General features: G+C 32.3%; 24 protein-coding genes. 7 read left to right on the top strand and 17 right to left on the bottom strand.

Annotation, left to right across the window (positions count from 1 at the left end; genetic code table 11):
• Positions 1 to 57: 57 nt before the first annotated feature.
• Both Q0873_RS04605 and Q0873_RS04600 read right to left on the bottom strand, forming a co-directional pair.
• A complete protein-coding gene (locus Q0873_RS04605) occupies positions 58 to 2,913 on the bottom strand; it encodes an endonuclease (protein ID WP_299104676.1) in 2,856 nt (951 codons plus the stop codon).
• 207 nt (positions 2,914 to 3,120) lie between these two features.
• Positions 3,121 to 5,679: an endonuclease gene (locus tag Q0873_RS04600; protein WP_299104674.1), complete on the bottom strand. Its 2,559-nt coding sequence runs from the start codon at positions 5,677 to 5,679 to the stop codon at positions 3,121 to 3,123.
• Positions 5,680 to 5,847: 168 nt separating this feature from the next.
• Between Q0873_RS04600 and pheT the strand changes: the two genes are divergently transcribed.
• The 4 genes from pheT to Q0873_RS04580 are packed head-to-tail and all read left to right on the top strand — an operon-like array spanning position 5,848 to position 10,441.
• The gene (gene pheT / locus Q0873_RS04595; RefSeq protein WP_299104672.1) at positions 5,848 to 8,274 is read left to right on the top strand and encodes a phenylalanine--tRNA ligase subunit beta; all 2,427 of its coding nucleotides are present in this window, start codon (positions 5,848 to 5,850) and stop codon (positions 8,272 to 8,274) included.
• 50 nt (positions 8,275 to 8,324) lie between these two features.
• A complete protein-coding gene (locus Q0873_RS04590; RefSeq protein ID WP_299104670.1) occupies positions 8,325 to 9,359 on the top strand; it encodes a quinone-dependent dihydroorotate dehydrogenase in 1,035 nt (344 codons plus the stop codon).
• Between the two features lie 3 nt (positions 9,360 to 9,362).
• Positions 9,363 to 9,977 carry a LysE family translocator gene (locus Q0873_RS04585; RefSeq protein WP_299104668.1) on the top strand — a complete coding sequence of 205 codons (615 nt, stop codon included), beginning with the start codon at positions 9,363 to 9,365 and terminating at the stop codon, positions 9,975 to 9,977.
• Between the two features lie 38 nt (positions 9,978 to 10,015).
• Entirely contained in the window at positions 10,016 to 10,441 is a 426-nt protein-coding gene (locus Q0873_RS04580; RefSeq protein ID WP_299104666.1) for a LysM domain-containing protein, read from the top strand.
• Here Q0873_RS04580 and Q0873_RS04575 read toward each other — a convergent pair.
• Both Q0873_RS04575 and Q0873_RS04570 read right to left on the bottom strand, forming a co-directional pair.
• On the bottom strand, positions 10,438 to 10,971 hold the full coding sequence (locus Q0873_RS04575; protein WP_299104664.1) for a YfiT family bacillithiol transferase: 534 nt from the start codon (positions 10,969 to 10,971) through the stop codon (positions 10,438 to 10,440). The two genes, Q0873_RS04580 and Q0873_RS04575, sit on opposite strands and share 4 nt — an antisense overlap.
• The gene (locus Q0873_RS04570) at positions 10,971 to 11,660 is read right to left on the bottom strand and encodes a tetratricopeptide repeat protein (protein ID WP_299104662.1); all 690 of its coding nucleotides are present in this window, start codon (positions 11,658 to 11,660) and stop codon (positions 10,971 to 10,973) included. Before Q0873_RS04570 ends, Q0873_RS04575 begins: the two co-directional genes overlap by 1 nt.
• A 211-nt stretch (positions 11,661 to 11,871) precedes the next feature.
• On the opposite strand from Q0873_RS04570, the gene lon reads away from it, so the two are divergent.
• On the top strand, positions 11,872 to 14,328 hold the full coding sequence (gene lon, locus Q0873_RS04565; protein WP_299104659.1) for an endopeptidase La: 2,457 nt from the start codon (positions 11,872 to 11,874) through the stop codon (positions 14,326 to 14,328).
• 31 nt (positions 14,329 to 14,359) lie between these two features.
• Here the strand turns inward: lon and Q0873_RS04560 are convergent, their stop codons facing one another.
• The 3 genes from Q0873_RS04560 to Q0873_RS04550 all read right to left on the bottom strand — a co-directional run bounded on the left by Q0873_RS04560 (position 14,360) and on the right by Q0873_RS04550 (position 15,619).
• On the bottom strand, positions 14,360 to 14,899 hold the full coding sequence (locus Q0873_RS04560) for a phage tail protein (protein WP_299104657.1): 540 nt from the start codon (positions 14,897 to 14,899) through the stop codon (positions 14,360 to 14,362).
• A 153-nt stretch (positions 14,900 to 15,052) separates the two neighbouring features.
• Complete coding sequence (locus Q0873_RS04555; protein WP_299104655.1) at positions 15,053 to 15,259, bottom strand: hypothetical protein; 207 nt, start codon at positions 15,257 to 15,259, stop codon at positions 15,053 to 15,055.
• A 192-nt stretch (positions 15,260 to 15,451) separates the two neighbouring features.
• Positions 15,452 to 15,619, bottom strand: a complete 168-nt coding sequence (locus Q0873_RS04550; protein WP_299104653.1) for a hypothetical protein — start codon at positions 15,617 to 15,619, stop codon at positions 15,452 to 15,454.
• Between the two features lie 295 nt (positions 15,620 to 15,914).
• Here Q0873_RS04550 and Q0873_RS04545 point away from each other — a divergent pair, with 295 nt between their 5' ends.
• On the top strand, positions 15,915 to 16,094 hold the full coding sequence (locus Q0873_RS04545; RefSeq protein ID WP_299104652.1) for a hypothetical protein: 180 nt from the start codon (positions 15,915 to 15,917) through the stop codon (positions 16,092 to 16,094).
• A 3-nt stretch (positions 16,095 to 16,097) separates the two neighbouring features.
• Here the strand turns inward: Q0873_RS04545 and Q0873_RS04540 are convergent, their stop codons facing one another.
• The 9 genes from Q0873_RS04540 to Q0873_RS04500 form a co-directional block, all read right to left on the bottom strand.
• Positions 16,098 to 17,786, bottom strand: a complete 1,689-nt coding sequence (locus Q0873_RS04540) for a helix-turn-helix domain-containing protein (protein ID WP_299104650.1) — start codon at positions 17,784 to 17,786, stop codon at positions 16,098 to 16,100.
• A 143-nt stretch (positions 17,787 to 17,929) separates the two neighbouring features.
• Positions 17,930 to 18,493 (bottom strand): type 1 periplasmic binding fold superfamily protein, encoded by a 564-nt coding sequence (locus Q0873_RS04535; RefSeq protein WP_299104648.1) that lies wholly within the window; start codon positions 18,491 to 18,493, stop codon positions 17,930 to 17,932.
• A gap of 11 nt (positions 18,494 to 18,504) precedes the next feature.
• Positions 18,505 to 20,913, bottom strand: coding sequence for a TonB-dependent receptor (locus Q0873_RS04530; protein WP_299104646.1), 2,409 nt, complete (start codon positions 20,911 to 20,913; stop codon positions 18,505 to 18,507).
• A 29-nt stretch (positions 20,914 to 20,942) separates the two neighbouring features.
• A complete protein-coding gene (locus Q0873_RS04525) occupies positions 20,943 to 21,272 on the bottom strand; it encodes a hypothetical protein (protein ID WP_299104644.1) in 330 nt (109 codons plus the stop codon).
• 87 nt (positions 21,273 to 21,359) lie between these two features.
• Positions 21,360 to 22,142: a TerC family protein gene (locus tag Q0873_RS04520; protein ID WP_299104642.1), complete on the bottom strand. Its 783-nt coding sequence runs from the start codon at positions 22,140 to 22,142 to the stop codon at positions 21,360 to 21,362.
• Between the two features lie 2 nt (positions 22,143 to 22,144).
• Positions 22,145 to 22,576, bottom strand: a complete 432-nt coding sequence (locus tag Q0873_RS04515; protein WP_299104640.1) for a hypothetical protein — start codon at positions 22,574 to 22,576, stop codon at positions 22,145 to 22,147.
• Position 22,577: 1 nt separating this feature from the next.
• Positions 22,578 to 23,123, bottom strand: coding sequence for a GNAT family protein (locus tag Q0873_RS04510; RefSeq protein ID WP_299104638.1), 546 nt, complete (start codon positions 23,121 to 23,123; stop codon positions 22,578 to 22,580).
• Between the two features lie 3 nt (positions 23,124 to 23,126).
• Positions 23,127 to 24,470 (bottom strand): adenylosuccinate lyase, encoded by a 1,344-nt coding sequence (gene purB / locus Q0873_RS04505; protein WP_299104637.1) that lies wholly within the window; start codon positions 24,468 to 24,470, stop codon positions 23,127 to 23,129.
• A 73-nt stretch (positions 24,471 to 24,543) separates the two neighbouring features.
• Positions 24,544 to 25,140 carry a Crp/Fnr family transcriptional regulator gene (locus Q0873_RS04500; protein ID WP_299104636.1) on the bottom strand — a complete coding sequence of 199 codons (597 nt, stop codon included), beginning with the start codon at positions 25,138 to 25,140 and terminating at the stop codon, positions 24,544 to 24,546.
• Positions 25,141 to 25,209: 69 nt separating this feature from the next.
• Between Q0873_RS04500 and Q0873_RS04495 the strand changes: the two genes are divergently transcribed.
• A complete protein-coding gene (locus tag Q0873_RS04495) occupies positions 25,210 to 25,617 on the top strand; it encodes a group III truncated hemoglobin (RefSeq protein ID WP_299104635.1) in 408 nt (135 codons plus the stop codon).
• Here the strand turns inward: Q0873_RS04495 and Q0873_RS04490 are convergent.
• Entirely contained in the window at positions 25,610 to 25,945 is a 336-nt protein-coding gene (locus Q0873_RS04490) for a hypothetical protein (RefSeq protein ID WP_299104634.1), read from the bottom strand. The genes Q0873_RS04495 and Q0873_RS04490 overlap by 8 nt on opposite strands.
• Between the last annotated feature and the right edge of the window lie 79 nt (positions 25,946 to 26,024).

The following is a 26,024-nucleotide window of genomic DNA, read 5'->3' as shown; positions in this document are numbered from 1 at the left end:
AGAAAAAGGCTATCGTTTTTACGACAGCCTTTTTTATTTTTAGAATTATAGAGAGAGTTATCTCTTGATAAATTTCTTAGTGAAAGAACGTTGATTATCGTTTATTTCAATAATATACATTCCTGAATTTAAATCACGTACATCTATATTTCTTTCAAACTTACCTTGTTTAACAGTTTGACCAATATAGTTTACGATCTTGTAGTTAACATCTCTGTTATCTCCTAATTTAAAAGTAATGAAGTTCGCTGTTGGGTTTGGATAAACTTCAGCACTAAAGATAGGTTCTTCATTTCCTAATTCTCCTTCAATATCAACTCCAGCTAAGGCATCAACACGAGAAGCAGCACCAATATTTACTGTATAATCTTCAACTTCTCCATAAGAAATGGTTTCACAAGCCGTAGGAGCTGCATTCCACTTCATAGATACACGCATTCTTGTATTTCCAGTTAAAGCACTAGAAGGAACAGTAAAGTTATAAGAAAGGTTTCCTGCACTTGAAGAAGATCCATTAACAACTTGCTCAGAAGATTCAAAAGTACCATTCTGGTTAAAGTCAATCCAAACTCTCCAATATTCAGTATATGATGAACTCGCAAATCCTGCACTTACAACAATTGTATTACTACCTGCAGAAATATTAGCTACTTGAGAAGTAAAGTTTCCGTAACCTCCGTTAGCTCCAGTTGCATTAGATACACCTCCTAAAACAACATTGTCGATGTATTCATAATTTACATTGTTTCCTTTGGAAGCACAGTAAGTAACAGTGTTTGAACTTGTAGTTACACCTACTACATTACTAGCAGCAGAAACGTTTCCAGCGGCATCAATTGCTTTAACAGAGAACGTATAGTTAGTTGCAGCAGTTAATCCAGTTACTCCATAGTTTGTAGCAGTTACGGTAGCTATTTTTGTACTACCTCTAAATACTTCATATCCAGTTACACCTGTGTTATCAGTTGATCCTGTCCAAGCCAGGTTAGCAGTAGTTTGCGTTACATTAGAAACAGCTAAACTAGATGGAGCAGTAGGAGCTTGCGTATCTGGAGCAGCTAAAGTAGTAATGAATACTTTATTACTTAAAGCAGAAATATTTCCAGCAGCATCTAATGCTTTGATAGAATAGTTATATGCAGTTTCAACATCTAATCCTGAAGCCGAGTAACTAGTTGTAGTTACTGTAGCAATTTTAGCATCGTTTTGATATACTTCATATCCAGTTACAGCTACATTATCAGTAGAAGCCGTCCATGCTAAGTTTACAGAAGTCTGAGTGATGTTAGAGCTTACTAAATTAGTAGGAGCAGAAGGAGCTTGTGTATCAGCAGATCCTCCACCATCGATAGTGTGACTTCCTAATCCAGTAAAAGTATTGCTAGCTAAAGCATTCCAGTCAGCTGAAGCGTATGTAGTTTTTGGAGAAGTAATAGAAGATTTTCTTTGTAAAGTTTGATCTTTTCCAAAGTTCGAACTACTACTTGGGTTTCCTACAATATCAATTAAGTTACTTCCTTTAAATAAACCTATAGCATCGTTTCCGTTAAAGTTCATTACAGAACTGTTTGTTAATTGTGCTTTATTCTTAAGCTCTGTAGAAGCACTGTTATGAGCAATTACGTATACTTGCCCGTTAGCTAAAGTACCGCTTAATGCTAAGGTGTTAGACCAAGTTCCTCCACCATTTGTAGCTTTTTTAACTGAGTAATCAGCTAAGTTTACAGAAGCACCTGTAAAGTTTGCAATTTCGATGGCCTTATTATAAGAAGAACCTTCAACATACTCAGAAATTAATAATTCTGTAGCAGTTCCACTTCCTCCAGAACCACCAGAGGTAGTTGTAACATTTACAGCGTTACTAGCTGCCGAAACATTACTAGCAGCATCATATGCCTTTACTGTAAGAGTATATGCTGTTCCTGCTGTTAAGTTAGAAACAGTATAACTAGTACTAGTAGTATTTCCAACTTGAGTACTACCATTAAAAATATTATACCCAGTTACTGCAGTATTATCTGTAGAAGCTGTCCAGTTTAAATCAACAGATGTTTGTTGAATGTTTGAAGCTACTAAAGCAGATGGAGCAGTAGGTGCTTGTGTATCAGATGAACCACCACCATTGTTAAACAAGTTCTCTGCTTGTGGACCACCCCAAATTTGGGTAGCAAATGCTGGGTTGTCTACAAAAGGGTTACGGTTACCTTGCATATTTTCTAATACAGGGTTACGTTGTTTTTCGATATCAGAAACAGGATCTTGCGCATTCCATTGTAAGAAAAGGTCAATCATGTTAGGATCTGTAGCTACAGTATTACCGACTCCAACACCTGTTGGTAAAGATTGGTTACCATAACGTAAGTACATATACATCATCATACGTGCAACATCTCCTTTCCATTCATCTCCAGGATACCAATTTCCTTCTGCTGTAATTCCAGAAGTACCAGAACCAGCAGCAAATTTACGGTTACTACGAGATGAGTTTCTTTGTGCGTCACATGGACGTAAATTGTGTGCATCTGCACCAGGTCCAGTAGTCCCTAAGTTTGGATTTGCCAAAGATTTAGAATATACATGCTCACGGTTCCACACCCCAGAACCACTTCCGTGATTATCTTTCCCACGAGTACGATCGTTTGTGATGTCAGAATCTGAATCGTTCCAACCATATATTAACACAACCTTGGTGTTGTCGGTAGGATCAATATCAGTTTGTTTTAATGCATTCCAAACATCTGGAGTATACGTAAGAATAGTAGTATGTGTACTGATAATTTTAGTTGCCAATTCATCTTTTAAAGCGGAACCAGTAAGGTTCATATTGACATTATTGTAATACGCTGGAATCTCTTGCGCAAATGCAGACCAAGACAATACCAGCATGAAAAAATAGGGTAGTAGGTTTTTCATCTATTTGATATTAAGTTAATTGTAAAAAACGTAGCAAATTAACAGTTTTTTAACAAGTTGTAATGTTACGTAAAGGTTAAGAAATTGTAAACTAATAAAATGTTATTAACAATCTTTAAGTTAAAAAGGTGGTTTTTATTTAAAATAAATAAAAAACCTTATCAATTTGATAAGGTTTTTATAGAATATGTAAAATATGTGTATTCTTTATTTTTTGATAAACTTTTGTGTTAAAGATTTTTGTCCATCATAAATTTTAACTAAGTAGATTCCTGAATCTAAATTACTAATATTAATGTTTGTATCCGCATTTCCAGTTTTTACTACTTGACCAATAACATTTAGTATTTGATAGCTAGCTTTTCTACGATCTTGTAGTTGTATAGCTAAGAAACTAGAAGCTGGGTTAGGGTATATTGCAGCTTTAAATATTGGCTCTTCATTTCCTAATTCGGCATCAGCAATAATAGTACTAGTACCTTTTGAAGAAGTTCCAATATTAACAGTATAATCTTCTACTTCTCCATAAGAGAATGTTTCACAAGCTGTTTGAGCCGCGTTCCACTTCATTGAAACACGCATTCTTGTTTTACCAGTTTTAGCGGTTGTAGGAACAGTAAATGTGTAAGAAAGATTAGAAGCGCTAGAAGATGATCCGCTAGCTACTAATTCATTACTTTCAAAAGTTCCATTTTGATTATAATCGATCCAAACTCTCCAGAATTCAGTATATGATGAACCAGAGAACCCTGCACTTAATACAATATGATTTGTTCCAAAAGGTAAGTTACCAGTTAATGAAGTAAAATCTCCATATCCAGAGTTAGATGCTGTAACATTAGAAATACCTCCAATAGCTACGTTATCAATATATTCATAACTTGAATTATTACCTTTAGAGTTACAATAAGTGATTGTTACTGATTGGGTAGTAACACCTAACGTATTACTTGAAGCTGAAACGTTTCCAGCAGCATCTTTTGCACGTACAGAAAAAGTATAGTTAGTCGCTGCAGTTAATCCAGTAACATTGTAACTGTTCGTTGTAGTCGAAGTAATTTTTGTACTTCCTTGGTATACATCATAACCTGTAACACCAACATTATCAGTTGCTGCAGTCCAACTTAAGCTAGCAGTGGTTTCAGTTACATTAGAAACAGCTAAATTAGTAGGAGCAGATGGAGCTTGCGTATCTGGAGTTCCTCCATTAATAGTATGTGATCCTAACCCTGAGAATGTATCTTTTGATAATACATTCCACTCGCTGCTATTGTAAGTCGTAGTTGGGGCATTAACTGAAGCTTTTCTTTGTAAAGTTTTGTCTTTAGCAAAATTAGAAGAGCTTGTTGGGTTACCAACGGCATCAATTAATGTACTACCTTTAAATAATCCAACGGCGTCATTTCCGTTGAATGACATTACGCTAGAATCTGTTCTTTGAGCTTTATTTTTTACTGTTGAAGAAGCACTTGAGTGTGCTACAACATATACTTGTCCGTTAGCTAATGATCCGCTTAAATTTAAGGTACTCGACCAATTTGCACCATTAGTAGCTTTTCTTAATGAATAACTTCCTAGGTTTACAGTGCTTCCTGTGAAATTAGCAATTTCAATAGCTTTATTATTAGAAGAACCTTCCACATATTCTGAAATTAATAATTCAGAAGCATTTCCACCACCTGAGCTACCTCCTGAAGAAGTAGTTACACTTACAGCGTTACTTGAAGCAGAGGTGTTTCCTGCTGCGTCTTTTGCTTTTACCGTGAATGTATAAGAAGTTGAAGCTGTTAATCCGGTAACTTGATAAGCCGTTGTAGTTACCGTAGCAACTTTAGAACTTCCATTGAATACTTCATATCCAGTAACACCTACATTATCAGTAGAAGCTGACCAAGATAAGTTTACAGCTGAACTAGTTATATTAGAAGAAGCTAAGTTACTTGGAGTAGTAGGTGCTTGTGTATCATTAGATCCTCCACCATTACCAAATAAGTCTTCAGCTTGTGGACCACCCCAAATTTTAGTTGCAAATGCTGGGTTGTCTATAAAAGGATTACGATTCCCTTGTAATCCTTGGATAATAGGGTTACGTTGTTTTTCGAAATCAGAAACTGGGTCTTCAGCATTCCATTGTAATAATAAGTCAATCATATTACTATCAGAAGCATTTGCAGTACCTACAGCTACATTAGAAGGTAAACATTGATTTCCATAACGTAAATATACATACATCATCATACGTGCAACATCTCCTTTCCATTCATCACCAGGATACCATCCTCCAGAAACATCTCCTGCATTTCCTGAACCAGCAGCAAACTTTTTACTACTTCTTTGCGAGTTAAAAGAAATATCTGCAGGCCTTAAATGGTGTACATCGGCACCAGGACCTGAAGTTCCTAAGTTAGGGTTACCTAATGATTTAGGATACACATGTTCTCTGTTCCATTGAGACCCTGCACTACCACCGTTGTTATCTTTTCCTCTAGTTCTATCAGTAACATAGTTTCCATCTGTGTCACTATAACCGTATATTAGAACTACTTTATTATTGTTTGTAGGGTCTAAATCTGTTTGTTTTAAAGCATCCCAAACACCAGGAGTATACGATAGGTTTGTTGTGTGAGTACTTGTAATTTTGGTTGCTAAGGCATCTTTTAAAGCGGTACCTGTTAAGTTCAAATTCACATCATTGTAATACGTAGGAATTTGAGAAAATACTGATAAAGTTGTAATCAGTAAAATGAAGGGTAATAATTTTCTCATATATATTGAGTTATGTTAAAAAATATTTGGGGGCGTGCAAAGGAACAAATATATTCTGCGCTATGTGTTACCAGAAGGTTAACAATGAGTTAAGTATAAAGAAGAAGTTTTGGTCTTATTATTTCCTTTATTTTATGTAAATTTGCGGGCTAAATTCAGAGATTGATTATGAAAGTATCATATAACTGGCTGAAACAGTTTTTACAAATAGATTGGGAAGCAGAGAAAACAGGTGAATTGCTTACCGATTTAGGGCTTGAAGTAGAAGGAATAGAAAAGGTAGAAAGTATTAAAGGTAGTCTACAAGGAGTTGTTGTAGGTGAAGTTTTAACATGTGTAAAACATCCAAATGCAGACAAGTTAAAAGTAACAACTGTAAATTTAGGCGGAGAAGCTCCCGTACAAATTGTATGTGGTGCTCCAAATGTAGCAGCTGGTCAAAAAGTTCCTGTAGCAACTATTGGAACAATGTTATATGATGAAAAAGGAGAAGGCTTCAAAATCAAAAAAGGAAAAATTAGAGGAGAGGAAAGTCATGGAATGATTTGTGCTGAGGATGAATTGGGCTTAGGAAAAGGACATGATGGAATTATGGTTTTGGAAGAGTCTTTAGAACCAGGTAGACCTTGCTCTGAAGTATTTAATATAGAAATTGATTATGTTTTTGAAATAGGATTAACTCCTAACCGTGCAGACGCAATGAGCCATTTTGGTGTAGCACGTGACTTACGTGCTGGATTAATTCAGCAAGGAACAAATTTAGAGTTGATTTCTCCATCGGTTTCTGATTTTCATGTTGATGAGCGTACTCACAAGATTGATATAGAGGTTGATGATAAAGATTTAGTTCCTCGTTATTGTGGTATTACCATTACGGATGTGGAAGTAAAGGAATCTCCAGAATGGATTCAAAACAGGTTAAAAGCAATTGGATTAACTCCTAAAAATAATATCGTAGACATTACAAATTATGTTTTACATGAATTAGGACAACCATTACATGCTTTTGATGCCGCTAAGATTAGGGGAAACAAAGTAGTAGTAAAAACATTAGAAGAAGGAACAAAGTTCACTACATTAGATGAAGTAGAGAGAGAATTATCTGCTGAAGACATTATGATTTGTGATGCTGATGATAACCCGTTATGTATTGGTGGAGTTTTCGGAGGATTAAAATCAGGCGTAACAGAACATACAACAGCTATTTTCTTAGAGAGTGCATATTTTAATCCTGTTTCAGTTCGTAAAACTGCAAAGAGATATGGATTAAATACAGATGCTTCTTTTAGATTTGAGAGAGGGATTGATATTAATTTAACGAAGTATGCTTTAAAGAGAGCAGCTTTATTAATTGAAGAATATGCTGGAGGAAAAATGTCATCTGATATTTTAGATTTTTATCCAGAAAAAGTTGAAGATTTCCAAGTTTTCTTATCGTATGATAACGCATATCGTTTAATTGGTCAGGAAATACCTAAAGAAACAATCAAGAATATTTTAGCTTCGTTAGAAATTAAAATCAATAGCGAAACTGCTGGTGGTTTAGGATTAACTATTCCTTCTTATAGAGTAGATGTTCAAAGAGAAGCAGATATTATCGAAGAAATTTTACGTGTGTATGGATATAATAATATTGAATTTTCACACAAATTAAATACGTCTATTTCTTTTGATAGTGATACAGATGTTAAAGTTGAAAACATTGTTGCAAACCAATTAACATCTCTTGGATTTAATGAAACAATGGCGAATTCTTTAACTAAAGCAGATTATGTTGAGTTATCTGAAAACTTAAAGGAAGAGCACAATGTTGAAATGTTAAATCCTTTAAGTAATGATTTAAAAGTAATGCGTCAGTCTTTATTGTTTAGTGGATTGGAAAGCGTTGCTTACAACATTAATAGAAAGAATAATTCGCTAAAGTTTTATGAGTTCGGAAAGACGTATCATAAATTTGAAAGTGGATATCAAGAAGACAAACATTTAACATTATTTGTTACTGGAAATAGAATTAAAGATAGCTGGAAAGCTGCATCACAAGCATCAGATTTCTTTTATTTAAAAGGAATTATTACTGGAGTTTTAGAGCGTTTAGGAATAGCGAATGTAAAAACCACTCCAGCAAAGTCTGATATGTTTTCAGAAGGAGTTGCGTTGAGTTTAGGAAAAACAAAACTAGTTGAATTTGGAGTAGTAAAAAGAGCTATTTTAAAAGGTTTTTCTATTAAACAAGAAGTATTGTTTGCTGATTTTAACTGGCAAAATATTTTAGGATTAGTAGGAAAAAAGAAGCTAAAAGTAGTTGATTTACCTAAGTTCCCAGCTGTAAAACGTGATTTAGCACTATTGTTAGATGACAAAGTAGAGTTCAAAGAGATTTACAATTTAGCTTTTCAATCTGAAAGAAAATTATTGAAAGATGTAGATTTATTTGATGTGTATGAAGGAGACAAATTACCAGAAGGTAAGAAGTCATATGCTGTAAGTTTTGTATTACAAGATGAGAACAAAACATTGGCAGACAAACAAATTGATAAAATAATGCAAAAATTACAGCAAACGTTCGAAAAGAATTTAGATGCTGTTTTAAGATAATTCAGAAGCTCCAATTGTATTGGGGCTTTTTTTATATTTGATAATTAATTATGTATAAGGTATTTATTCGTCCGATTTTCTTTTTATTTGATCCAGAAAGGATTCACTATTTTACGTTTTCATTAGTTAAGTTTTTATCAAAAGTACCTTTGATGTCTTCTTTGTTTAGAGGAATGTATCAAGTAAATGATAAGCGCTTAGAACGTACATTATTTGGATTGACTTTTAAAAATCCGGTTGGTTTGGCTGCTGGTTTTGATAAAAATGCGGTTTTGTATAATGAGCTTGCAGATTTTGGATTTGGTTTTATTGAAATAGGAACGGTAACGCCAAAAGGACAAGTAGGTAACCCGAAAAAAAGATTATTCCGTTTAAAAGATGATAAAGGAATCATTAATAGAATGGGATTCAATAATGAAGGATTAGAGGCAGCGATTGAACAATTAAAAAAGAATAAAGGAAAGTTAATCATTGGTGGTAATATTGGTAAGAATACGCTAACCAAACCAGAAAATTATACCGAAGATTATGTGACCTGTTTTAAAGGATTACACCCATATGTAGATTATTTCGTACTAAATGTAAGTTGTCCGAATGTGAGTAGCCATGCTAAATTAGAAGATGCAGATTATTTAAAAGAATTAATTACTGAAGTTCAGAAATTGAATAATCAAGAAGAAGAACAAAAGCCAATTTTATTAAAGATAGCTCCAGATTTAAACAATCAGCAATTAGATGAGATTATTGAATTGGTTGCAGCAACTAAAATAGATGGAGTGATAGCTTCAAATACTTCCGTAAATCGTGAAGGTTTAAAAGCTTCAGAAGAAAGGCTGCAAGAAATTGGTAATGGAGGTTTAAGTGGACAACCCGTTAAAGAAAGAAGTACTCGTGTTATAAAATACCTAGCGGATAATTCTAAGAAAGCATTTCCTATAATTGGAGTAGGAGGTATTCATTCAGAAAAAGATGCTTTAGAGAAGCTAAAAGCAGGAGCAGATTTGGTTCAAATTTATACTGGGTTTATTTATGAAGGACCAAGCTTGGTAAAAAGAATCAATAAAGCTATTTTAGCAGAAAACTAAACTATGCTAGAAACCCTTCTTTCTTTCGTATTTGCAACGGCTACTTTGGCTATTTCTCCTGGACCAGATAATATTTTTGTATTAACACAAAGTATTGTCAACGGAAAAAAGTATGGATTGGCTACTGTTGCAGGATTGATGACGGGCTGTATTATCCATACAACACTGGTTGCATTTGGGGTTTCGGAAGTTATCAAACAGAATCCTAGTTTATTCTTTGTAATAAAGTTATTGGGGGCAGGGTATTTATTATACCTGGCATTTCAAGTATATAAAAGTGATGCAAAAATTGCATTTTCCACAGAAGGAGTAGAGAAGAAGTCCACTTTTCAGCTTTTTAAAACCGGTTTTTGGATGAATGTTTTAAATCCAAAGGTTACCATTTTCTTCTTGGCGTTTTTTCCTCAGTTTTTGTTTTCTGATAGTATTTCAAATGTCATTCAATTTTATGTTTTAGGAGGTTTATTTATTCTAAGTTCATTTATTATATTTTCTTCAATAGCCCTATTGGCAGGTTCAATTTCTACCTATATCAAGCAAAATGAACAAGTAGGAGTCTATTTAAAATGGGCACAGATTGTCGTTTTTATAGGTATTGCAGCACTAATTTTAATTTAAAAGAAAAAAAATTATATTTGGACTGCCAAACTCAAACTATGAAACGACTATTACTTTTCTTTTTCCTATTGAATTGTTCTCTTATTTTTTCTCAAAAACTAAAATTACCACAGGGTTGGAGCTTAATTTCTCTTAAAGGAAAGCCTGCTTATATTAATTTAAAAACAGGAAAAGTAACCAGAGAGTTACCAGAAAGTATTAGAGAGAAAATAGAATTCGAGGACGATGAAGACGATGAAATTTTTGATCCTACTTTAACGCATGTAGTAAAACGAGGTGAAACTGTTAGGTCTATTGCGAAAAAGTATGATATAAGTGTTGACGATATTAATATGTTAAACAACGCTAAAGTATTGAAGACACTTGCTGTAGGTAAAGAAATTATTATCGGTTATGCACATAATATGGAAGAAAAAAAGGACTTTTTAAAAGGAGATATTAGTGTATTAAAACACGAACATTAACCTTCTATCCAATTTTTTCTTAACATTAATTGTTCTATGTGTGCGTAATGATGCTGGCAATGCCATGCGTATATACCAATGTTTTCTTTTAAACTAACTTCTTCGTTTCCTTCAGGATGAATAAAAACCTTGACCAAGTCATCTTTAGAAAGTCTTTGTAAGAAATACACCCATTTTGCATGTAATGCAGTTAGGTGATTTAAAGAAAGAATTATGGGAGCTTTATAGTCAATTAATTCTGCCCAGCGATCTTCAAAATAAGCTTTAATAACGGGCTTGTCTTCGGTTAAAGTCCATTTAAAACGAGTATAAGAATTATGATGACTATCTGCACAATGATGTATTACCTGTCTAATAGTCCAGCCATCAGTTCTGTAGGGAGTGTCAAGCTGCTCTTCAGATAATTCTTCAACCAATGTGGTTAACTTTGCAGGAAATTCTTCTATGATCTGAATCCATGTATTGATCAATTCAGTAGATACATCATTTGGAATATTGGGGGTACCAATTGGGTATTTTAAAGTATCCATTATTCTTCTTCTTTTTCAGTTAACCTTCTTAAAGCTCTTTTAGAACTTCTGTTTTCCGGGTTAATAGCAAGGGCTTTTTTATAGTATTCAATAGCTTTAATCGTATCCTTTTTACGCAAATAGGCATCTCCCATACTATCATAGGTATTTGAGCTTTTAGGATATAGAGTTATATTGATATTAAAAACATTGATGGCCTTTTCATATTCATCATTTCGTAAAAACTTATATCCTAATCTATTTAAGGTACGTTCTTTAACAACAGGGTTTAAACTATCTTTTTCTTTAATAGTTTGATAACCTTTTAAAGCCATTTCATAATTATCTTCAGCAAGATATTCACTCGGCGTTTTTTCGCCTTTCATTAATTTATTAAAAACGTACTTTTCACCTTTATGTTCACGTTTCTCTGCAAGTGTAATTAGATTATTCCTAGTGTCAAACAAAAGTTTCTCGTTTAACTCACGAACATAAAAAGCAGTATCGTTTATTTTTAGCGGAGTTATATTTTTATTTCTCCATTTTAATAACAACTCTTTGTTTTCAAAATATACTTCAATAATTTCATCTGCATTAAAGTAGTAACGACCAGAAACTTCATTTATAAAGTCCTCGGAATTTTTCTTAGAAGAACAGCTAGCGAATAATAAAATGGTTAGAAAAGAAAAAAGATAAAATTTAGTTTTCATAGTGTGTTTGTTAGTTTTCTATTTGACGACTCAAAATTAAAATAGTTACAAGATAAATAAAATAAGGTTGGCATAAGAATTGACTTAAAAGAGTAAGAAAACAAAGTGAATGCTATTAAGCCTAGTGTTTATGAGCTATTTATAATTAAAGATATTTTAAAAATAAGAATAAATTGTTTTTAAAATGTCAGTATGACAGATTATTAAGATTATGAGTAAATCAAAAATTATACATTTAGACAACTTGTCGCTTCAAGATGTTTTTAACGAGAATTCTGAGTTAATCCCCTTATTAACTCCAGAAGATGAAGAAAACATGAATAAGGAAGAAATTCCTGACGAGTTACCTATCCTTCCCCTAAGAAATACAGTGTTATTTCCTGGTGTAGTTATTCCAATTACTGCTGGAAGAGATAAATCAATTCAATTAATAAAAGATGCTAATGAAGGAGATAAAGTTGTAGGAGTTGTTGCGCAGAAGAATGGAGATGTTGAAAACCCTACACTTGACGATATTCATAAAACAGGAGTTGTAGCTCAAATTTTAAGAGTTTTAAAAATGCCTGACGGTAATACTACCGTGATTATACAAGGTAAAAAACGTTTTGAAATTGATGAGATTATACAAGAAGAGCCTTATTTAAAAGCGAAAGTACATGAAGCTGTAGATGAAAGAGATATTGATGACCTAAAGGAGTTTGATGCTATTATAGAGTCTATAAAAGATTTAGCTTTAGAAGTTATCAAAGAAAATCCTATGTTGCCTTCAGAGGCTTCTTTTGCGATTAAAAATATTCAGTCTAATTCATTTTTAGTGAATTTTATTTCATCTAATATGGATTTAAGTGTTGCTCAAAAGCAAGTTCTTTTAGAGAAAGATAATCTAAAAGAAAGAGCATTGTTAACGCTTAAGAATTTAGATAAAGAATTGCAAAAGTTACAATTGCGTAACGATATTCAATCCAAAACACGTTCTGATTTAGATAAGCAACAACGTGAATATTATCTGCATCAACAACTAAAAACCATTCAAGAAGAGTTAGGAGGCGTTTCACATGATCAAGAGCTTGATGAAATGCGTTCAAAAGCTAAAACTAAGAAGTGGAATAAGGAAGTTGCAGAGTCATTTGAGAAAGAATTAAATCGTTTAAAACGAATGAATCCTCAAATGGCAGAGTATGGTGTACAGCGTAATTATTTAGAATTAATGCTAGAATTACCTTGGGGAGAATATTCTCAAGATAAATTTGATTTAAAGAAAGCACAAAAGATTCTAGATAGAGACCATTTTGGGTTAGAGAAAGTAAAAGAACGTATCATTGAACACTTAGCGGTTTTAAAGCTTCGTGGAGATATGAAATCGCCTATTATTTGTTTGTATGGACCTCCAGGAGTTGGTAAAACCTCTTTAGGAAAGTCGGTAGCAGAAGCCTTAGGACGTAAGTATGTACGTATGTCTTTGGGAGGATTACGAGATGAAGCAGAGATTAGAGGACATCGTAAAACATATATTGGAGCGATGCCTGGGCGTTTAATTCAAAACATAAAAAAGGCTGGGACATCAAACCCTGTATTTGTATTAGATGAAATAGATAAATTAAGTCAAAGTCATCAGGGAGACCCTTCTTCAGCAATGTTAGAAGTATTAGATCCAGAACAAAATACAGAGTTTTATGATAACTATTTAGAAGTGGGTTACGACCTTTCTAAGGTGTTATTTATTGCTACTGCTAATAACATCAACCAAATTCCATGGGCTCTTCGTGATCGAATGGAAATAATTAATGTTACAGGATATACTATTGAGGAAAAAGTTGAGATAGCTAAGAAGTATTTATTACCTAAGCAATTAAAAGAGCATGGATTAAATGATGAACATTTAAAGCTAGGAAAATCTCAAATTGAAAAAATAGTTGAAGGATATACAAGAGAATCTGGAGTACGTACTTTAGAAAAGCAAGTAGCCAAAGTAGTTCGTTATGCTGCAAAATCTATAGCCATGGAGGAGGAGTATAATATATCTTTAACGAATGATGATATTGAAACTATTTTAGGTCCAGCACGTTTAGAACGAGATAAGTATGAAAATAATGATACAGCAGGTGTTGTAACAGGTTTAGCTTGGACTAGTGTTGGAGGAGATATTTTATTTATCGAGTCTATTTTATCAAAAGGAGAAGGTGTGCTTTCAATTACAGGTAACTTAGGGACTGTAATGAAGGAATCTTCAACTATAGCGATGAAATATATCAAGGCAAATGCCGAAGAGTTTGGAATTGAGCCTGAGGTTTTAAATAAGTACGATGTTCATATTCACGTACCAGAAGGAGCAACTCCTAAAGATGGACCAAGTGCAGGAATAACAATGTTAACCTCTTTAGTATCTGTATTTACGCAAAGAAAAGTTAAAAATAAAATAGCGATGACTGGTGAAATTACTTTGAGAGGTAAAGTATTACCGGTTGGTGGAATTAAAGAGAAAATATTAGCTGCAAAAAGAGCTAATATTAAAGAAATCATTTTATGTATCGATAATAAAAGAGACATAGAAGAAATTAATCAAAGTTATTTAAAAGGATTAACATTCCATTATGTAACTGAAATGAGTGAGGTGATTGATATTGCACTTACTAAGCAAAAAGTTAAGAATGCCAAGAAGTTAGCATAACTAAAAAAGCCTCCAGTTCGGAGGCTTTTTTTTATGTTTTAATTAGAAAAAGAACGGCTGCATTCACGGGTCTAGTTTCTTTACCTCCTTCATTTGAAGTTTCAGAAAATATCGTTCCATTGCGCCAATAGGACCTTTCTCTTCCAATAACATTATTAGGACCGTCATCTTGAGCTCCGTCTGGGTTCCCATTTTTTTGATGTGCATTTTGTGACTGATGCGTATGTTGTTTAAAGACATCATTTTGGTATCCGCCTACAACTGGGCCTACTACGTTACCTTCGATAGATTTTCTAGTTTCTGCATCGGGATCTACACCTGCGCCTAAATCTGCGCCTCTTAAGAATCTCCCTAATAAATTAGGAACGTTAAATTCAGGAGTTCCAGTGCCTCCCCATATGGTTCCAATAACAGAGTATAAGTCTTCATAATCTTCAATAGAATAACTTGATCCATCACAAATTAAGAACCAATTTGAAAGGTTTTCTTCGTAAATTTCTTTTGAACCTGCGAAAGGAATAATGGTTCCTGTAGGTATCTTTTTATACCTAGCGATAATACTATTTCTCATAAATATAATTTTTAGTTAGGTAAAACTAGGTTTATGACAAACTTGTTGGTATACACATCACTAGGTATTCTTAACCTAAGAAACCAGAATACTAAACAATTTACTTAGTATTCTGGTTTTTTAATAAAAAGAGTAACTAATCTTGAACAGGATTTACATGTCAACCGCTTTTGATTTACATACGCAATATCCTAAAGCAGCATTATATACACGTTCTTGTCCTCTTAAGCAAGCTTTTGGGTGTGGCCCCCAGTTTGCTGGATTGTTACACCAAAATGGTGAACTAGGACCTCCTCCATGAATGTTTTTTTGTTCTACTTTGTTTAAAAGAGTTCCAAATTTAGAAATTGATTTTAGCATGGTTAATTGATTTTAAATACCCTTACTCTATTGTATGCTTTTCAGGTTCCGCATTTAATTTGAAATATGAATAATTTTTTGAGTAAAAACATTAAGTGATTCTAAAGTTTGAATCACTGTAGTGAGTTCATAATGGCTAGTAGAATCATGTTATACTAGCCATTATGAGAATAATAAACTTGAAAACTTTTATTACATAGCAAAATCTTTCGGTCTATCATCTATTTCTGCTTCACACCAACACCCTAGCCAATTGCATCTTAATACCATTCCTCTTGGACATTGAATTTGTCCTCCGTTAATTGTTCTTTGATCTTCTCTGTTTAAAACTGATCCTAATTTTGAAATTGAATTTAGCATGATTAATTAAGTTTAAATGTCCTTACTCTATTGTATGCTTTTCAGGTTCCGCATTGTAAAATTTGAGTAACAAAGATTATCTGTTTAAAGAACAAAAAGAAGAATGAAAAGGAGCTATTTATAAAAAAAGGTGGAACTTTTTTAAAAAAGTGGTATGTTTTTTTTGTATGTAAACTCTTGTTTAATAGTAGTTTGGTGTTGTTTGTGCGAGCTTTATAGAGCTTGGTGGCTATATTTAAGAAACTAGCATAAAAAAGTATAACTTTATATAAATTAAATTACAAAACTAAACTTTATGAAACATTTATTTATTGAATCTTTAAGAGAGTTCGAATTAACTCCTAACGAAAAAGTAAAAATATTTGCGAAAAATGGGGAATTAAAACATGACACTGATGGAGATGAGGATTGTTTTATATTGGACCCAACCACAGGGTTAAGGAAAAGGAAAAAGAATACCTTGGCTTGTATGTAAAAACTATAGCTCCTTATCTATTTTTTCAACAAATTGATAGGGAGTTATTCCTGTATATTTTTTAAATATACGCGTAAAAGACTTTGCATTTTTGTATCCGCCTAATTCGCCAATGGCTTGAGTTGTATATGATCTAATTTTCTTATCCTTAGTTAATACATCTACTATATAATTAATACGCAATTCATTGGTGTAATCGCTGAAACTCATTTTTTTGTATTCCTTTACCACTTTCGATAAATAGGTAGTATTTGTTCCAATTTTTTTTGCTGCATTATAAAGGTTAAAATCTTCTTTTAAGTAATAATGGCTTTGCTCAATTTTTAAGAGGCCCTTTATGATTTGTTCATTTTGTGAATCTTTTAAATTGACAAAGTTATTCGTTGTACTAGTACTACTACTTTTTTTATTCAATAGTTCCTCTAGTCGCTTATTAGCTTCCTTTTTTTCTCTTTTATTCTTTACAACGGAAAAACTAATAACAATCAAACTTGTAATTAAAATAAATAGAATACCGTTATAGATATAGGTTTTTCTAGTATTCTTTTTGATTAAACTATTTAACTTTTTATTGAAATCATTTTCTTTATCTAGCTTCAACGTTTCTTTGTATTGTTCTTTTTCTCTTGAAGAAAGTATACCGTGAAGTTTAGAGTATTTATTAAAGTAATAGTTAGCAGAATCTACTTTTTCCTCTTTGAGATAAATTTCCGAAAGACATTCATGGATGTGCAGGTAATCATCGTCAATGATAGTATCTTTTTTAATGTCTAACGCGGCTAAGAATTTTGTTTTGGCATTGTTATAATCATTGGATAAATAATAATTATACCCCGTGTTATAATATCCTTTATACAAGTAAGAATACGATTTACTGTTTTTAAAGGCAATTAAACTCTTTTCTAATAGGGAAGCAGCTTTAGCATACTCCTTTTTTATAGAGTAGGTAGTACCTAAACCGGAGTAGACTTTTCCCTTATAAAAAGGGCTTAGATTATAGTTTTTATTATCAAGTAGAGAATTGTAAAAATACAAGGTAGAATCAGCATATACCTGATTTTTAGGTTGATCCTTTAAGAGACTCGAATAAATTGCTGCTAAGTTAAATATACGTTTACGTTTGGTTACATAATATCGATTATTCAATCTGTCACGATTTTCATCTACCAAACGAAGCGCTTGTTTACCTTTTTTTACGGCTTTAGTAAGCTCTTCCATGTTTTGATAGATTAAGGCTATATTCCCTTTTATTTTAATAGTTCTTTCGATATCCTTAGCAAGATTGGCATAGTTTTCTGCAGTAAGATAATTCTCTAAAGCAGATTTTAGTAGCCCTCGTCTTTTGCTCGTATTTCCAATTAAAATGTGCGTATCAAAAAGTATGGTGTAATTTTCTTTTTTCTTTTGTGTTTTAGATAAATATTTATTGATACTATCATTGTAAAATTTGCTATTGACCTTTTTTTTCTCTCTTGTTTTCAAATATTCAATGGCAGCATAGGCAAATGCTTTGTATTCATTTTTATTTGTTTTTAAGAGCTTATTCATGTAGTAAATAGAACTATCAGCCCCAATCTCATTGTATAAATAAAACTTCTTTTTAATACTTTCTAAGTTGTTATTTACATTTTGAGAATATGCAGAAATACTAAAGAAAAAAGAACAGAACAGATAGAGGAAGTACTTTGGCATTTTGGTTAGTATGATACGTTTTATACAAAGTAACGCAATATATTTTAACCTAATAAATTCAAACAATAAATTATAAGAAATAGTTTCAAATAAAAAAGCCTCTTTTACGTAAAAGAGGCTTTTTTAAGTATATTATAATATAATTATTTCGCTAAGGTAATAGGGAATACAACTTCTACATCAGTTTCTCCACCAGCATTGGTAATATCTCCATCTTTAACACCAGCAGCAGATTTGTTAGGCTCGTGTCTTAAAGTAATAGTATAAGAACCAGTACCAGCTGTACCAGTAACAACAGTAAAGTTGATACCTACAGGGTTTCCATTAGAATCATTTGCTCCTGCATAAGTAAAAGTACTAGTAACTCCTGTTGCACGATAGAAAAATTGGTGCTCATCAGCTTCTTTAGCAACTTCTTCAGTAACATTTTCAGCTGGAGTTTCAGTTTTATTCTCTAATCTAATTACTCCATTATAAGTAACGCCAGCAGCTAAAGTACCTCCTGTAATTACTGGAGCATTTGGCCCATCTCCATCTGAATCTTCACTTGTTAAAGTAACTTTAGTTCCACCTGAAGCAGGAGTTAATTCAACAGTTACAGTAGTAATTACTTCTTCTTCATTTACTGGTGTTGGGTTGTCATCAGAACAAGAAACGATTGTTAATGAAGAAATGAATAATACGGCTAATAATTTAATATATTTCATGATTTTGTTTTTTAATAATTAATTTTTAATTGAATTTTAAAATTTCTCCCTAAGTCATCAGCAAAGAATCGTAATCTATTTAAATAATTTCTATAAGATTTGTTTAATACGTTATCTACAAAAAGGTTTACACTAAATTTTGTTTTAGATACGTTAAACTGAAATCCAGAAGAAAAATTCAATAAATGATATGCCGATGGGGGAGTACTCACATCAACAAGTACCGTGTTATTTAATGTTGGTATAAAAGCATTAAAATTATTGTTTGGGTACTCATTTTGTCGAGCGTTAAATTCGCTTTCTAAAGAAGCGTAAAAGCTGTTCCAGTTTTCTTTTTTGAAAACTATCGCAGAGGTTGTTTTAAAAGGAGGAATATCTATGAGTGCTCTATCTCCAGATAAATCTCTACCTTTTAGCAATGAACTTTTGTTCGTTAATAAAAAATTGTTATTTATTTGATATTGAATATTGGTATCAACACCAAATAATTGAGCATTGACTTGCCTATAAGACCAAACAGGAAAGGCTCCTCTATTTGTGGTTTCTTGTCCGCTTGGTTCTATATAAATAAAATCTTTTATATGGTTATAAAACCCTTCTACAGTTATATTGAACTTGTCATTGTTGAATTTATAGGTTGCAGAAACTCTGTTAGAAGTTTCTGTTTTCATACGTAAATCACCAAGTTCAATTCTTGCTGCTGAATGATGTAATCCATCACTAAATAATTCTGAAGGATTTGGTGCTCTATTTGCTAATCCATAGTTCACAGTAAACGAGTTATTCTCGTCTAAATCATAAGTTGCACCCAGTGATGCCGATATATTATGATATGTGAATTTTGGGTTTGCTAAAAGTTGAGAACCTGAAACATTTGGGTCTATAACAATATGACTAAAATCATTTTGATAATTTAAACTATTCCAACGAGATTGTAAATAGAACTTTTTAGCATCAATGTGCTCTAAATCATACCTAAGTCCACCTGAAACTGTTAAGTCATCAAATTTTAAATTAGCAATGGCATAGGCGCCAAAACTAAATCTATCGTAATCTGGTATTAATCTTCTAACTCTTGTGATAGGATCAGAAAAGTTATTTTGATAAAATGCATTAATTCCAAATTTATAAACGTGCTCTGGGTCTGAATCTAAGTTTAAATCAGCTTTAAAGCTATGAGATTTTAAATCTAAATCTACCGCTTGTAAATTGGCTCTATCACCAATTCTTCGATCAAACTCAAGTCTGTTATTCACTTGAAAATCGTATTGTAATGATAATTTACCAAAAGCCTTAAAACGCTTGTAATAAGTAGCTTTTAAAAGTTGATGGGTAACATCTTGTCTAGGGTTATTAATGTCATAACTAAACTCATCAATAATTGATGGTTGCGGACTATTAATAGCATTTACTAAATCAGAGATGTTTCCAAAGTGAGAAGCTCTTAAAATACCTATTTCATTCGTTAAATAGCTGTAAAACAATTCGAAACCTTTTTCAAATTGTTTATTTCCAGTACTAATCGTAAAAGCTTTTGAATTAATACCACTATTGGTAAGGTTATAGTTTGCTGCTTCAAAGTCTCCAGCTCTTTTAAAAGAAGCTTGTCCATTTATAAACCAACCATTCTTGTAGCTTTTACTTAAACTTGAGGTGACAGAAAATAAACGACCATTACTTTGTTGTGAAATGATACTTTTACCATATAAAGTATCTTTTTCTATACTGTTTTTAGTAGGGTTTATAATTACCACACCTCCAATAGCGTCTCCACCATATTGTAAGGCATTAGCTCCTTTTATAACAGAAATTGATTCGGCAGTATTTATATCAATATTTGGAGCATGTTCAACTCCCCATTCTTGATCTTGTAGTCTTACATTGTTAAAAGAGATGAGAACTCTACTACTATGTAAACCGTTAATCACAGGTTTTACAATACTATTTCCAGTATTGATAGATGAAACTCCCGAAATGTTCTTAATAGCATCACCTAAGGTACCATCGCTAAATTTTTCTAATGTTTCCGATTTTAGTAAAGTTTCTTGAGCAGTTTTAGTTTTTTTTCCTATTGCCCCCTTTACATTAACTTCATTTAGCTCTTCCTCATGATGCTCTAAGTCAATTATTTTATACGTGTTTTTAGAGATATTTAGTTCAAGAACTTGAGGCTCACAAGCAACGTGAGACACTTCTACTATAATTTTACCAGCACATACATTATCAATTGAAAATTTTCCTTCAAAATTTGTGGTAGCATACTTGTTTTGGTTTTTTATAAAAACAGTAGCTCCTACAATTGGTGATTTATCATGAAAATCTTCAACTAAACCAGAAAATGTATGTTTACAATTTTGACTTTTTGCAATGTTGTACCCCAACAAAAACAAAAAAATCAAAATAATACGTTTTGATTTCATTTAAGATTTTATTTGTAATTTATTTAATTTTAAGTATTAACTAAATTACAGGGTGGTGCCCTAGGAAGTCTTTTAACAACATGAGAAACCGAATTAAATTGCGGTTTTAAGTTAAATCGTGATTTGAAATTGTCTAAAGAAACAAGGTCGTAATCAGTAGAAAAAGTGTGATTAAAAACCTTTAGCTGATAATGCATTTCTGCACAGTCTGCATCATCTTGATGAAAATGCTGATCGTACTTGGAAGTACAAACAATATGTTCATGTTCTTCGAAAGCATGCGCAATTTGTATTACTGAAGGTATTAGTAATACAAAGATACTTAGAAGGGCTATATATTTCTTTAAACTAGTAAACATGACTGCTTGTCAACAAAAGTATAAAAAAAAACAAAACCCACAAGAAAAGCGCTTGCAGGTTTTAAAAGTTTATGTCTTAAAAATTTCTTAATCTTTCTTAGAAGAGTTTCCTCGCATTTTCATATTTAGCATTTCTACCACTAGAGAAAAGGTAATAGCAAAGTATAAATATCCTTTTGGAATTGTTCCTACTTCTTCTCCGAATAATTTTGCATGCGATAAGTGTGCTCCTTCAGCAATAAGCATAAATCCAATTAAAATTAAGAAAGATAGCCCTAACATTTGAATGGTTGGATGCTTGTTTACAAATTTACCAACTGGATTAGCAAATAACATCATAATAATCATTGATAATACTACAGAAGCTACCATAATAATCATGGCTCCTTCAACTCCGTTAGTCATTCCTACGGCTGTTAAAATAGAATCAAAAGAAAATACAATATTGATTAATGTAATTTGAATAATAGCTTGAGATAAGGTATAACCTTTTTGAGGTTTACCATCTTCTTCACCTTCTTCCATACCTTCAACTTTATGATGTATTTCCTTTGTACTCTTATATAATAAGAAAATACCTCCAGCGAACAATATTAAAGCCTGTCCTGTAACTCCTGCTTTGAACCAAGATAAATCAATATGGAAAAGAGGAGAGTTCATTGCAATTAATAAAGAAATACCAAAAAGTAAGACGATACGCAATAACATTGCTAGTACTAGCCCTATATTAGTTGCTTTTTTTTGTTGATCTTCTGGTAATTTGTTAGCTGCAATGGATATAAATATGATATTATCTATACCTAAAACAATTTCTAAAAATGTAAGGGTAACTAAAGCTCCCCAAGTGTCTGGTTGTAAAAATATTTCCATAGTTATTTTACTTTATAAACGGTTCCTTTTTGTTTAAAATTAGAATAGCCAATTCTAGCAGTAAAGTTATAAGAGCTATCGGCTACTTTTGTTATTTGCACAAATATAGGATCTTTATCTAAATCAGTTTTTGGACTTTTCATTCGCAACGTATATGCAAAGTTGTTCTTCCATTTTATATAAAGCGTATCTATATGTAGCTCTTCTTTTTCTGTTACGGTACTATCAGTGGAAATACTAACGTTTTTAGTATAGCTTTCAATTTGCAAACTGTCTTTTCTAATAATAACGGTTTTACCATAGTTATCACCAGCTGGTATTTCAAATGTTCCGTACTTAAAACGAGTTGGATCTCCTTTTTTCTCAGCAGTACAACTCAACATAAAAGTGGCTGTGCAAAGCACTAAAAAGCTTTTATAAATTGTTTTTATCATTTTATACATTTTTCCATTCTTCTCTTAAAACTCCATAAGCTAGTGAATCATAGTAGTTACCATTTACAATTCTAGCCTTTCTAAATGTTGCTTCTTTTTGAAAACCTAATTTTTCAGAAAGTTTTATCATTCCAGTATTTCCAGACCATGTTCGTAAGTCTAATCGAACGATTTCCGAAAAAATAGAAAATAAATAATCAACCCATAAAGACAGTGCTTCATAGCCAATACCTTTTCCCCAGTAATGCTCATCAAAAATAGCCAATCCTATAGAAATCCAATTCGTTTCTTCACTTTGCCAATACCAACTTACGGTACCAATAAGAGTGTTGGTTGCTTTATTAGCAATTACAAATCTTTTTTTTGTTTTAGAATTTACTTTTAAGAGTTGAATTTCTTGATCCAACTCTTCTGCTGATTTTAATGGGTAATAGGGGCCATTCAATTTGGTCCATTCAAATTTTGAATCATGCCAATTTTTATACAGAACGAAATCGTCTTGAATCCAATCTCGCAGAATAATTGTATTTCCATTGGCTATCACCATAAATTAAATACCAGTATAGTTAGATGGAGTTATTTGCTTTAATTCTTCTTTTATCTCGTTTGAAACCTCTAAAGTATCAATAAAACTAGCAATAGACTCTTGTGTGATTCTTTCGTTAGTTCTTGTTAAACCTTTTAAAGCTTCATATGGATTTGGGTACGCTTCGCGACGTAAAATCGTTTGAATAGCTTCTGCCGCAACTGCCCAGTTATTTTCTAAGTCTTGTTCAAACTTAGCTTGATTTAATAATAACTTATTCAATCCTTTTAAAGTAGCAGTAAAAGCTATAATTGTATGTCCAAAAGGTACACCAACATTACGTAAAACCGTACTATCTGTTAAATCACGTTGCATACGAGAAACAGGTAATTTAGCCGCTAAATGCTCAAAAATTGCATTTGCAATACCTAAATTTCCTTCAGAGTTTTCAAAATCAATCGGATTTACTTTATGAGGCATTGCAGACGAACCTACTTCTCCGGCTTTAATTTTCTGCTTGAAATAATCCATAGAAATATAGGTCCATACATCTCTATCCAAATCAATTAAAATCGTGTTAATACGCTTTAACCCATCAAACAAAGAAGCCATATGGTCATAATGCTCAATTTGAGTTGTAGGGAAGGAGTGGTGTAACCCTAAGATATCCTCTACAAAATGAGTTCCGAAATTCTTCCAATCAATCGTTGGGTAGGCTACTTTATGTGCATTAAAGTTTCCTGTAGCTCCACCAAACTTAGCTGCATGAGGAGTTTTTTGTAAATATAAAACTTGTTGATTCACACGCTCTACAAAAACGAAAAACTCTTTTCCTAAACGAGTAGGAGAAGCAGGTTGCCCATGTGTACGAGCTAACATTGGAATGTTTCCCCACTCTTCAGATAGTTCTGCTAATTTTGCTGTTAGTGTATCTAAAGTTGGAAAATAAACATCTTCTATAGCATCTTTAATTAATAACGGAATAGAAGTGTTGTTTATATCTTGTGAAGTTAATCCGAAATGGATAAACTCTTTATGTTTATCTAAACCTAAAGCATCAAATTTTTCTTTGATAAAATATTCAACAGCTTTTACATCGTGATTGGTAACGCTTTCAATGTCTTTAATTTTTTGAGCATCTTCTGCAGTAAAATTTTCATAGATCTTACGTAAATCACTGTATAAATCGGTATTAAAATCAGCTAATTGTGGTAGTGGAATTTCACATAAAGCAATAAAATACTCTATTTCTACCTTTACACGGTATTTAATCAATGCTTCTTCTGAAAAGTAATCAGCTAATTTTTCTATTTTACCTCTGTATCTACCATCAATAGGAGAGATGGCGTTTAATTGTGTTAAGTTCATGTTGTGTTGTTGTGTTGAAAGGCACAAAAATAGAAAATACAATCGTTTTTTAATTGATAATTATCGAGTAATTTTAACGATATACCTTTCGTTTGATGATTTTTAATTCTCCTTGTTTTTCTAAACTTTTAATAACTCTTATAACCGTTTCTACGCGTAAGCCAAGGATATCTGCTATTTGTTGCCTTGTATAATCTACTTTAAAGGTAAAATCGCCACTTGTTTTAGCTACGTCATTTTTTAGATAATCAATAAATCGTAATACTCTATGTGCAGGTTCTTGACTAGATATTTCTGATGCAATAATGGCTTTGTAGTAAAGTCTTTTAGCAAGACTTTGTGTAATGTTTAAATGTATTTCTGGATGCTCTTTTAAAAGCTGAAAAAAGGCTTGTCTATCTATTAATAAAATATCGCTTTTTACCAATGTAACTGCACTTGCCGGGTACTTTATATCTATGAATAAAGGAGGCTCACCAAAACTTTGTTGCTTATAAAAAATACCTTGAATAAACTCTTTACCATCTTCGTTGTAATTGTTCATTTTTACAGCGCCACTAACAATTTGATAGTAATATCTAGCTGTTTCGTTTTCTGAAAATAGCGTAGCATCTTTTTCAAAGGTTTTTATGGTAGCGTTATATTTTAGTAATATTTCTTGTGGTATCATTATGATTTAAGTCATAAATTGCAATTGTATAAAGATATACTTTTGCTGTGAGTTATTTAAAATAGAGAAATGAGTACAAAGGAAATAGAAAATAGGGCGGATGTTTATTTATTAGTCTCAACTTTTTATAACAAAATTAAAAAGGATGATTTTATAGGTCCAATTTTTCTGAAAATTATACCGGATAATGAATGGGAATCTCATCTTCAAAAATTAACTGATTTTTGGGAGACAAATTTGTTTTTTGTTAGAAAATTCAAAGGAAACCCAATGAAGGCTCATAAAGACGTAGATGCCCAATTTAATCATAGTATTTCTCAAGAACACTTCGGACGTTGGTTACAGTTATGGTTTAATACCGTAGATGAACTTTTTCATGGAAATAAAGCTACGGAGGCTAAAGAAAGAGCAAGAAACATTGCTTCTATGCTCTTCTTTAGAATGTTTGAAGTTAAACCAAAATTACCAACTACATAAGTTGGTAAACTATTAATAAAATATTCCCAATTATATTAATCATAAATGCCCATACAATGGTTTTAAATGGGCGTTGGCTTATGGCTGTAGCATTGGCTCCCATTGCTGTAATACAAGAAAATAGTAAAGCAAATAAATTTATAGGCCCGTGTATTGCCAACGCTGCAGATATCGAAGCAATCATGGTTCCTACCATGATAAACACCACAGATAAACCTATTGCGTTTTCACTTTCTTCTTCAATCTTTTTATTGATGAGAGCTATTGGATTAAAATTTGCTCTCTCTTTTATAGATGTACTTACCGTTAATTGTTTTGTAATACTCATGCCTTAAATATTTTACTACAAAATTATGAGCAAATAGCTATGAAGTTTATGACCCTAATCATAAACGAAAAATAAGTTT

This window comes from uncultured Tenacibaculum sp. (assembly GCF_947498805.1).
GTDB lineage: Bacteria > Bacteroidota > Bacteroidia > Flavobacteriales > Flavobacteriaceae > Polaribacter.
The sequence above is the reverse complement of the archived record's forward strand: the minus strand, read 5'-3'. Positions and strand labels throughout refer to the sequence as shown.

Bases quoted from the DNA above. Each gene is read 5' to 3' on its own strand.
- Q0873_RS04535 (WP_299104648.1), bottom strand. From the start codon at position 18,493: ATGAAATATATTAAATTATTAGCCGTATTATTCATTTCTTCATTAACA.
- Q0873_RS04495 (WP_299104635.1), top strand. From the start codon at position 25,210: ATGAGTACAAAGGAAATAGAAAATAGGGCGGATGTTTATTTATTAGTC.
- Q0873_RS04545 (WP_299104652.1), top strand. From the start codon at position 15,915: ATGAAACATTTATTTATTGAATCTTTAAGAGAGTTCGAATTAACTCCT.
- Q0873_RS04585 (WP_299104668.1), top strand. From the start codon at position 9,363: ATGCTAGAAACCCTTCTTTCTTTCGTATTTGCAACGGCTACTTTGGCT.
- pheT (WP_299104672.1), top strand. From the start codon at position 5,848: ATGAAAGTATCATATAACTGGCTGAAACAGTTTTTACAAATAGATTGG.
- Q0873_RS04550 (WP_299104653.1), bottom strand. From the start codon at position 15,619: ATGCTAAATTCAATTTCAAAATTAGGATCAGTTTTAAACAGAGAAGAT.
- lon (WP_299104659.1), top strand. From the start codon at position 11,872: ATGAGTAAATCAAAAATTATACATTTAGACAACTTGTCGCTTCAAGAT.
- Q0873_RS04520 (WP_299104642.1), bottom strand. From the start codon at position 22,142: ATGGAAATATTTTTACAACCAGACACTTGGGGAGCTTTAGTTACCCTT.
- Q0873_RS04510 (WP_299104638.1), bottom strand. From the start codon at position 23,123: ATGGTGATAGCCAATGGAAATACAATTATTCTGCGAGATTGGATTCAA.
- Q0873_RS04570 (WP_299104662.1), bottom strand. From the start codon at position 11,660: ATGAAAACTAAATTTTATCTTTTTTCTTTTCTAACCATTTTATTATTC.
- Q0873_RS04590 (WP_299104670.1), top strand. From the start codon at position 8,325: ATGTATAAGGTATTTATTCGTCCGATTTTCTTTTTATTTGATCCAGAA.
- Q0873_RS04575 (WP_299104664.1), bottom strand. From the start codon at position 10,971: ATGGATACTTTAAAATACCCAATTGGTACCCCCAATATTCCAAATGAT.
- Q0873_RS04490 (WP_299104634.1), bottom strand. From the start codon at position 25,945: ATGAGTATTACAAAACAATTAACGGTAAGTACATCTATAAAAGAGAGA.
- Q0873_RS04500 (WP_299104636.1), bottom strand. From the start codon at position 25,140: ATGATACCACAAGAAATATTACTAAAATATAACGCTACCATAAAAACC.
- Q0873_RS04560 (WP_299104657.1), bottom strand. From the start codon at position 14,899: ATGAGAAATAGTATTATCGCTAGGTATAAAAAGATACCTACAGGAACC.
- purB (WP_299104637.1), bottom strand. From the start codon at position 24,470: ATGAACTTAACACAATTAAACGCCATCTCTCCTATTGATGGTAGATAC.
- Q0873_RS04525 (WP_299104644.1), bottom strand. From the start codon at position 21,272: ATGTTTACTAGTTTAAAGAAATATATAGCCCTTCTAAGTATCTTTGTA.
- Q0873_RS04540 (WP_299104650.1), bottom strand. From the start codon at position 17,786: ATGCCAAAGTACTTCCTCTATCTGTTCTGTTCTTTTTTCTTTAGTATT.
- Q0873_RS04600 (WP_299104674.1), bottom strand. From the start codon at position 5,679: ATGAGAAAATTATTACCCTTCATTTTACTGATTACAACTTTATCAGTA.
- Q0873_RS04605 (WP_299104676.1), bottom strand. From the start codon at position 2,913: ATGAAAAACCTACTACCCTATTTTTTCATGCTGGTATTGTCTTGGTCT.
- Q0873_RS04580 (WP_299104666.1), top strand. From the start codon at position 10,016: ATGAAACGACTATTACTTTTCTTTTTCCTATTGAATTGTTCTCTTATT.
- Q0873_RS04555 (WP_299104655.1), bottom strand. From the start codon at position 15,259: ATGCTAAAATCAATTTCTAAATTTGGAACTCTTTTAAACAAAGTAGAA.
- Q0873_RS04530 (WP_299104646.1), bottom strand. From the start codon at position 20,913: ATGAAATCAAAACGTATTATTTTGATTTTTTTGTTTTTGTTGGGGTAC.
- Q0873_RS04515 (WP_299104640.1), bottom strand. From the start codon at position 22,576: ATGATAAAAACAATTTATAAAAGCTTTTTAGTGCTTTGCACAGCCACT.